The sequence below is a fragment of the Variovorax sp. FW301-JW7 genome (genome assembly GCF_058788795.1).
In genome coordinates, this window is sequence record NZ_JBYTBC010000009.1 from 308,746 (window position 1) to 316,100 (window position 7,355).

Sequence of the window (7,355 nt, forward strand, 5' to 3'; positions counted from 1 at the left end):
ACGCCATGAAAATCAACTGGTGGCCCTGGGGTTTCCTGACCCTGCTCAGCCTCGTGCTGCTGCTGTTCTTCGTGTTCTACCCGCTGGGCACGCTGTTCGTGAACAGCGTGCGCGACGAGTCGGGCGCGTTCTCGCTGTCCGGCTTCATCACCTTGCTGCAGGACAGCGAATACCTGCTCGCGTTCCGCAACACGCTGGTGCTCGGCGTGTCGGTCACGGCCTGCACCGTGGCCGTGGGCGTGCCCTTCGCGTACATGGTGGCGCGCTACGACTTCCCGCTGAAGAACCTGGTGGCGGTGCTGCCGATCATGACCATCGTGATCCCCGAGATCATCGTGGGCCAGTCGTGGCTGCTGCTGCTGGGCAACAACGGGCTGGTGACCAACCTGCTCGCGGGCGCGGGCATCACGCTGCCGACCTTCTACGGCTGGACCGGCATGGTGTTCTCCATGACCTTGGTCTACTACACCTACATCTACCTGGGCGTGCTGGCCGCGCTGCGCGGCTTCGACGGCCAGCTCGAAGAGGCCGGCCTGAGCCTGGGCACCTCGCCGCTGGTGACCAAGCTGCGCGTGCTGGTGCCGGTGATCCTGCCGGCGGTGCTGGTCAATGCGCTGGTGGTGTTCACGCTGGTGGTGGGCAACTTCGCGCTGTCGGTGGTGCTGGGCAGCAGCGTGCCGCTGCTGTCGGTCATGACGTACAACGCCTTCGTCGGCGAGATGGGCGGCAGCCCCACGCTGCAAAGCGCGATGTCGGTGGTGTCCATCGGCATCGTGGCCATCGTGCTGTTCTTCCAGAAGCGCGTGGTCGAACGCAAGATCTACACGATGACGCAGGGCCGCGCGCCCGCCGTGGTGCGCGTGCGCTCGGGCGCGGCGGTGTTCTACACGCTCAGCGTGGGCGTGATCATCGTGCTGTCGATGCTGCCGCTGCTCATCGTCTTCGTGGGCGCCTTCACCGAGACCAGCGGGCCCGTGATGCGCTGGGGCCAGTGGTCACTGTCGAGCCTGGAACGCGCGCTGCGCGGCGCGCCCGAGCCGATCATCAACTCGCTGAAGTTCGCCTCGATGGCCACCGTGGTGGGCGTGGCCTTCGCGGTGCTCATGAGCTACCTGACGATCAAGAAGCGCAACCCCTTCACCCAGCTGCTGGACTACATCGTGGTGCTGCCGCTGACCATCTCGGGCACGGTGCTGGGCATTGCGCTGGTGCAGACCTTCAACACCGGCTGGCTGGTGCTGGCGGGCACCTCCGGGATCATGGTGCTGTGCTACACGGTGCGCCGCCTGCCGTTTGCGGTGCGCAACGCGTCGTCGACGCTGTTCAACATCTCGGACTCCATCGAGGAGGCCTCGATCAGCCTGGGCGTGTCGCCGCTGAAGACCTTCTTCAAGGTGCTGTTGCCGGCCATGAAGGCCTCGATCATCTCGGCCGCCATCCTGATGTGGGTGACCACGATCTCGGAGCTTTCGGCCTCCATCGTGGTCTACACGGGCGGCCTGGAGACCATGCCCATCGCCATCTTCCGCCAGGTCGACGGCGGCCGCCTGGGCCTGGCTTCGGCCTACGGCGCGGCGCTGGTCAGCGTGATCCTGCTGCCCATCGTGGTGGCGATCAAGGTGTTCCGCATCAACCTCTTCTCCAGCAAATGACCCACCCATTCACTTCAACCTGCGAGGTTTTCATGTCCTTCAAGTCCCTGGCGAAATGCGCGTTCGCGACCCTGGCCCTCACGGCGGGCATCGCGGGTGCGCAGACGGTGGTGCTCTATTCGTCCAACAACACCGAGACCGTCGAGACCGCGCTGGCCGTGGTCAAGAAGAAGGCGCCCGGGCTCACGGTGCAGCAGGTCACGGGCGGCACCGGCACGCTGATGAAGCGCATCCAGGCCGAGGCCAAGAACCCGCGCGGCGACGTGCTGTGGAGCGGCGGCTTCGGCACGCTGGGCGCCTACAAGGACCAGATGGCGCCCTACAAGTCGCCCGACCTCGCGGCCGTGCCCGCGGCCTTCCGCGGCCCGAACGACCTGTGGGTCGGCACCAACGTGCACGTCATGGTGATGATGGTCAACGAGCGCCAGCTCAAGGGCATGCCCGCGCCCAAGACCTGGTCGGACCTGATGCGCCCCGAGTGGAAGGGCAAGTTCGCCATCACCGACCCGAGCAAGAGCGCCACGGCCTACATGCTGGTGTATGGCCTGCTCAAGCAGTTCGGCCGCGACGGCCTGGGCAAGCTGGCGGCCAACGCGGTCGTCACCGCCTCGTCGGGCAGCACCTACAAGGGCGTCGCCGCCGGCGAGTACCCGGTGGGCCTGACCATCGAGTACGCAGCGCAGGAGTACGTGGCGGGCGGCCAGAAGGAGATCAAGCTGGTGTACCCGACCGAGGGCAGCTACCTGGCGCCCGAAGGCATGTTCATCGTGAAGGGCGCGAAGAACATGGACGCCGCCGTCGCGCTCTACAACGGCCTGCTGAGCAAGGAGACGCAGCAGGAGCTGCTGGTGAAGAACTTCCGCCGTCCGGTGCGCAGCGACATCGCGGTGTCCAAGCTCACCTCGCTGCCCGACCTGAGCGCCATCAAGGTCTTCCCGCTCGACCAGGAAGCGGCCTCGGCCGAGTACGAGCAGCTCGTGGCGCTGTGGAACCTGGCGGTGAAGGCGCGGTGACAAGTACGGCGAAGGCGCCTTCGACGCCGGTCAGCGCCTTCGATCTGTTCAAGATCGGCATCGGCCCCTCGAGCTCGCACACGGTCGGGCCGATGATCGCGGCGCGGCAGTTCGCCTGCCTGCTGCAAGCGCGGGGCCTGCTGCCGCAGGTGACCGCGCTGGTGACGCAGCTGTACGGCTCGCTGAGCGCCACCGGCCGCGGCCACGGCACCGACCGCGCCGTGCTGCTCGGGCTCGCAGGCCACCGGCCGGACCGGATCGACCCCGACACCATCGAGCCCGCCATCGCCACCATCCGGCGCGAGCGGCAGTTGCACCTGCTCGGCACGCACGCCGTGGCGTTCGACGAGAAGGAGCACCTGCTCTTCCTGCGCAAGAGCCTGCCCCGGCATCCGAACGGCCTGCGCTTCATCGCATTGGATGCGCAGGGCCAGGCCCTGGCCGAGGCGGATTACTTTTCGGTCGGCGGCGGCTTCGTCGTCGATGCGCAGGGCGAGAGCGTGCGCAACGAAGCCGGCGTGCAGCGCCCCGCACCTGCGGCCTTGCCCTTTGCCTTCGACACCGGCGCGGAGCTGCTGGCGCAGTGCCGGGCCCAGGGCCTGTCGATCGCCGCGCTGATGATGGCCAACGAAACGCAATGGCGGCCGCAGGCCGAGGTGCGATCGGAATTGCTGCAGGTGTGGGACGCCATGGCCGGCGCCGTGCGCCGCGGCTGCGCGAGCACCGGCACCCTGCCCGGGCGCATGCAGGTGCGGCGGCGCGCGGCCGACCTGTTCGCTCAGCTGCAGGGCAGCGGCACCGCGCAGGCCGCGCCCGACCCGCTCGCGGCGATGGACTGGGTCAACCTGTACGCCATGGCCGTCAACGAAGAGAACGCGGCCGGCGGGCGCGTGGTCACCGCGCCCACCAACGGCGCGGCGGGCGTGATCCCGGCGGTGCTGCACTACCACCAGCGCTTCTTTCCCGGTGCGGGCGACGAGGCGGTGGTCGAGTTTTTGCTCACTGCCGCGGCCATCGGCATCCTCTACAAGAAGAACGGCTCGCTCTCGGGCGCCGAGGTCGGCTGCCAGGGCGAGGTCGGCGTGGCCTGCTCGATGGCGGCGGGCGCGCTCGCCGCGGTGATGGGCGGCACGCCGGGCCAGGTCGAGAACGCCGCCGAGATCGGCATGGAGCACAACCTGGGCATGACCTGCGACCCGGTCAGCGGGCTGGTTCAGATCCCGTGCATCGAGCGCAACGCGATGGGCGCGGTGAAGGCCATCAACGCGGCGCGCATGGCCCTGCGCGGCGACGGCTCGCACTTCGTGTCGCTGGACAAGGTCATCCAGACCATGATGCAGACCGGCGCGGACATGAAGACCAAGTACAAGGAAACCTCGCGCGGCGGCCTCGCCGTGAACATCGTCGAGTGCTGACCGCCGCGCGGTCGGTCACACCTTCTCAGCCTGCAGGCCGGCGCGTGAACGCGAGGACCAGCCCGAAGCCGACCATCATGCTGCCGCTCACGCGGTTGAACCAGCGCATCGCGCGGCTGCCGTTGGCCAGCCGGCGCATGCGCGCGCCGAGCAGCGCATACAGCGCGATCGCCACCAGCTCGAACACCAGGAAGGTCACGCCCAGCAGCACGTAGCTCGACGCGTACGCGCCGGGCACCACGAACTGCGGAAAGAAGGCGGTGAACACCAGGATCGCCTTCGGGTTGCCGGCCGCCACCGTGAACTCCTGGCGCACCAGCGCGCGCATCGACGGAGGCGCAGCCTCGTGCGCCTGCACTTGCGCAGTCGGTGCCGGCGCGCGCAGCAGCCGGACGCCGATCCACACGAGGTACGCGGCGCCGATGTACTTGATGACGTCGAAGGCCAGCTCCGACGCGACCAGCACCGCGCCCATGCCCAGGCCCGCGATGGCGATCATGACCGCGAAGGCCACGAGCCGGCCGCTCGCCGCGATCACGGCCGGCGACACGCCGTGCTTCGCGCCGTTGGTGACCGACAGCAGGTTGTTGGGGCCGAACGCCATGTTGATGGCGAAGCAGGCGGGCAGGAACAGCAGGTAGGCGGACAGGGTCATGGCGCATCCGGCGGTGGGGGTGGCGGGGTGGTCATTATTTCAGCAGTCCGGTGGCGCGCCGCGCTGCCTGCGGTGTTCGTTTGCCCTCGCGTGCACCTCACGAATCAGCGAGGCACCGCTGTGCGGCGAGGCGCGTGGCCGTAGCGCCTGCATCGCTCACCTTGCGGGTTTGCACCAATTTCATGACAAACATGGTGGGGCATCATTTGGTTAATTGTTCAACAAAACATATATCTAAGCTCAACCAAGATGATCTGGTTGAGACCTCGATCCATGGTGGTGTTGACCAATTCCCAAGCCTCGCGGCGACCGGTCGTGAGGCCTTCCTGGTCTGCACATCACATTCATGGGAGCGATTCGTCATGGCAAGCGACTTTCATCCGAGCCCCTCTGCGGGGGACGACTGCAAAGCGAAGGACGCCACGGGCGTCCCGCAGGGCGGCATCTCCTGGCGTCGGAATGCACTGGGGCTGGGCATCTGCGCGGCGGTACTGGCGGGATGCGGTGGCGGCGGCGGAGGCGGCGGGGCTGACCCGGCCACCGTCGCGGCCATTGCAGCAGCGATCGCCGCAGCCAACGCACCGCCGCCCGCACCGCCACCCACGACGAATCCTCCACCACCCGCGCCGCCGGCGATCCAGGCCAAGTGCGCGATGGACACCGGCGTCGCGGCCTCCTACGAAGAGCAGCGCCTGCCCAACAAGCTCAGCGCCAGCGATGCGGCGAGCTTCTCCCAGCAGCTGCTGCAGGCCAGCGGCTTCGACAAGTTCGGGCCGGCATTCGCACTCAAGCTGTGCAAGGACGGCCTGGCCGGTGCGTCGAGCTACGACGCGGCCGTGGCCCTGCTGAAGGCCGAGGGCCAGCAGCTGTGGCAGGCCGCGGTGGACCGGGTGCAGGGCCGCAAGGTCGAGGGCAGCCTGCCGCAGAGCGACGACCGCATGCTGTACTGGGCGCGCCTGACCATGACGTTCGCGCTGCGCCAGTGGAAGCCCGACTTCCCGCTCGACGACGCACAGCGCGCCGCACTGGAGAACGAGTTCGAGCGCGCGTCGCGCGGCCAGTACGCGATCGATTTCCCGGAAGGCGCGGGCCACAAGCGCATCCTGGTCAGCGGCTTCGATCCCTTCACGCTGGGCACGCCGGGCGTTCATGACAACCCGAACATCCGCATCGGCAATCCCTCGGGCGCGACCATCCTCTCGCTGGACGGCAACACCGTGGCGCTGGGCGACGGCACCACGGCGGTCATCCGCACCTTCATCCTGCCCGTGAACTACCCGCCCTTCCTGCAGGGCATGCAGGAAGACACGCTGGGGCCGTGGTTCAAGCCCGGGCCCAAGCGCGTGGACGCATCCATCTCGATGAGCCAGGGCGGCGGAGCCTTCCACCTGGAGCACTTCAACGGCCGCTACCACCTGGCCAGCATCCCGGGCAACGACAACGTCTGGCCCGCCTGCATGGACGGCGACAGGTTCCCGTCGGTGCTGGACTGCGACATCTATCCGCCGGAGCGCTGGCTCGGCTTCCTGCCGCGGCCCTGGGCCAAGGAGACGCCACCGCAGTTCACGGTGTCGACACTGCCGTTCCAGGCCATGATCGACGCGAAGACCGGCGAGGGCGTCATCAACCGCGACACCGGCACGCCGGGCGGCTGGGGCGTGATTCGGCGCGACACCTACAACGTGCAGCCGTGCAAGAAGGACGCGCTGGGCCCGCTGGACAACAACTGCGCCCGCACGGGCGGCGGCGGCAACTACCTCTCCAACGCCAGCGCCTACCGCAACACGCTGCTGCGCGACACCTTCAAGCTGAACATTCCCGCCGGCCACATCCACACGCCGGTCATGACGCGCTTCGGCGCGGACAGCGACGGCAAGATCACGGATGCAACCTTCGAGGGCTTCCGCGACTCCATCGTGGCCCAGGGCCGCAACCTGGTGATCGCGATGGCGAAGACCCTGTCGGCACCGGCACCCTGACAACGTTGCATCACACGAAGGCATGGACATGAAACACCAACTCTTCATCGGCATCGTCGGCCTGGCGTTGTCGGGCGCGGCCCTGGCCCAACCCACCGAGAGCTTCTACCTGATGCGCAACAAGGTCAGCGGCAAGGCCGTCTGCGCGCAGCATCCGATCAGCCCCGACTGGGTGCGCGAGGCCGGTCCGTTCAAGGACCAGGACTGCAAGGTCGCGGACAAGCCCGAGCCCCGGCGCTCCGACCTGCCGGCCAGCCCGCTCGAGCTGGCCCCCAAGAAGAAGGAATAGCCGGCCCGGCCCCCTGGGCCGTCGGCGCCACGGCGTGCATGGACTGCACGCCGCGGCTTCGCCTTGCGCATTCGTTTCCTCTCTCTTTCCCTTTTCTTCTTCCGGAGCGTTCCCATGCGAAATCCCTACGTGCACGCCGTTGCCGCCACCTTTGCGGGCGTCGCCTTCTCCCTCGGCGCCCACGCCCAGACCAAGTGGGACCTGGCCAATGCCTACCCCGCGACCAACTACCACACCGAGAACATCACGCAGTTCGCCAAAGACGTGGACGCGGGCACCGGCGGCAAGCTGAAGATCACGGTGCACGCCAACGCGTCGCTGTTCAAGGCGCCCGAGATCAAGCGCGCCGTGC

General features: G+C 68.0%; 6 protein-coding genes and 1 pseudogene. 6 read left to right on the forward strand and 1 reads right to left on the reverse strand.

Features of this window, described 5'->3' with window-relative positions; genetic code table 11:
• Positions 1–5 precede the first annotated feature (5 nt).
• The 3 genes from AC3WQM_RS24250 to AC3WQM_RS24260 are packed head-to-tail and all read left to right on the forward strand — an operon-like array spanning position 6 to position 4,080.
• Complete coding sequence (locus tag AC3WQM_RS24250) at positions 6–1,652, forward strand: ABC transporter permease (RefSeq protein ID WP_492682293.1); 1,647 nt, start codon at positions 6–8, stop codon at positions 1,650–1,652.
• Between the two features lie 32 nt (positions 1,653–1,684).
• Positions 1,685–2,665: an ABC transporter substrate-binding protein gene (locus tag AC3WQM_RS24255; protein ID WP_492682295.1), complete on the forward strand. Its 981-nt coding sequence runs from the start codon at positions 1,685–1,687 to the stop codon at positions 2,663–2,665.
• Entirely contained in the window at positions 2,662–4,080 is a 1,419-nt protein-coding gene (locus tag AC3WQM_RS24260) for an L-serine ammonia-lyase (protein WP_492682297.1), read from the forward strand. The genes AC3WQM_RS24255 and AC3WQM_RS24260 overlap by 4 nt, the downstream gene beginning before the upstream one ends.
• Before the next feature lie 25 nt (positions 4,081–4,105).
• Here AC3WQM_RS24260 and AC3WQM_RS24265 read toward each other — a convergent pair whose 3' ends face one another.
• Positions 4,106–4,735 (reverse strand): LysE family translocator, encoded by a 630-nt coding sequence (locus AC3WQM_RS24265; protein ID WP_492682299.1) that lies wholly within the window; start codon positions 4,733–4,735, stop codon positions 4,106–4,108.
• A gap of 362 nt (positions 4,736–5,097) precedes the next feature.
• On the opposite strand from AC3WQM_RS24265, the gene AC3WQM_RS24270 reads away from it, so the two are divergent.
• The 3 genes and pseudogenes from AC3WQM_RS24270 to AC3WQM_RS24280 all read left to right on the forward strand — a co-directional run.
• On the forward strand, positions 5,098–6,714 hold the full coding sequence (locus tag AC3WQM_RS24270; protein WP_492682301.1) for a PA0049 C-terminal domain-containing protein: 1,617 nt from the start codon (positions 5,098–5,100) through the stop codon (positions 6,712–6,714).
• Between the two features lie 28 nt (positions 6,715–6,742).
• A complete protein-coding gene (locus AC3WQM_RS24275; protein ID WP_225616844.1) occupies positions 6,743–7,003 on the forward strand; it encodes a hypothetical protein in 261 nt (86 codons plus the stop codon).
• Between the two features lie 114 nt (positions 7,004–7,117).
• Positions 7,118–7,355: pseudogene (locus tag AC3WQM_RS24280) on the forward strand (C4-dicarboxylate ABC transporter substrate-binding protein); the annotation flags it as partial.

Bases quoted from the DNA above. Each gene is read 5' to 3' on its own strand.
- AC3WQM_RS24250 (WP_492682293.1), top strand. From the start codon at position 6: ATGAAAATCAACTGGTGGCCCTGGGGTTTCCTGACCCTGCTCAGCCTC.
- AC3WQM_RS24255 (WP_492682295.1), top strand. From the start codon at position 1,685: ATGTCCTTCAAGTCCCTGGCGAAATGCGCGTTCGCGACCCTGGCCCTC.
- AC3WQM_RS24265 (WP_492682299.1), bottom strand. From the start codon at position 4,735: ATGACCCTGTCCGCCTACCTGCTGTTCCTGCCCGCCTGCTTCGCCATC.
- AC3WQM_RS24270 (WP_492682301.1), top strand. From the start codon at position 5,098: ATGGCAAGCGACTTTCATCCGAGCCCCTCTGCGGGGGACGACTGCAAA.
- AC3WQM_RS24275 (WP_225616844.1), top strand. From the start codon at position 6,743: ATGAAACACCAACTCTTCATCGGCATCGTCGGCCTGGCGTTGTCGGGC.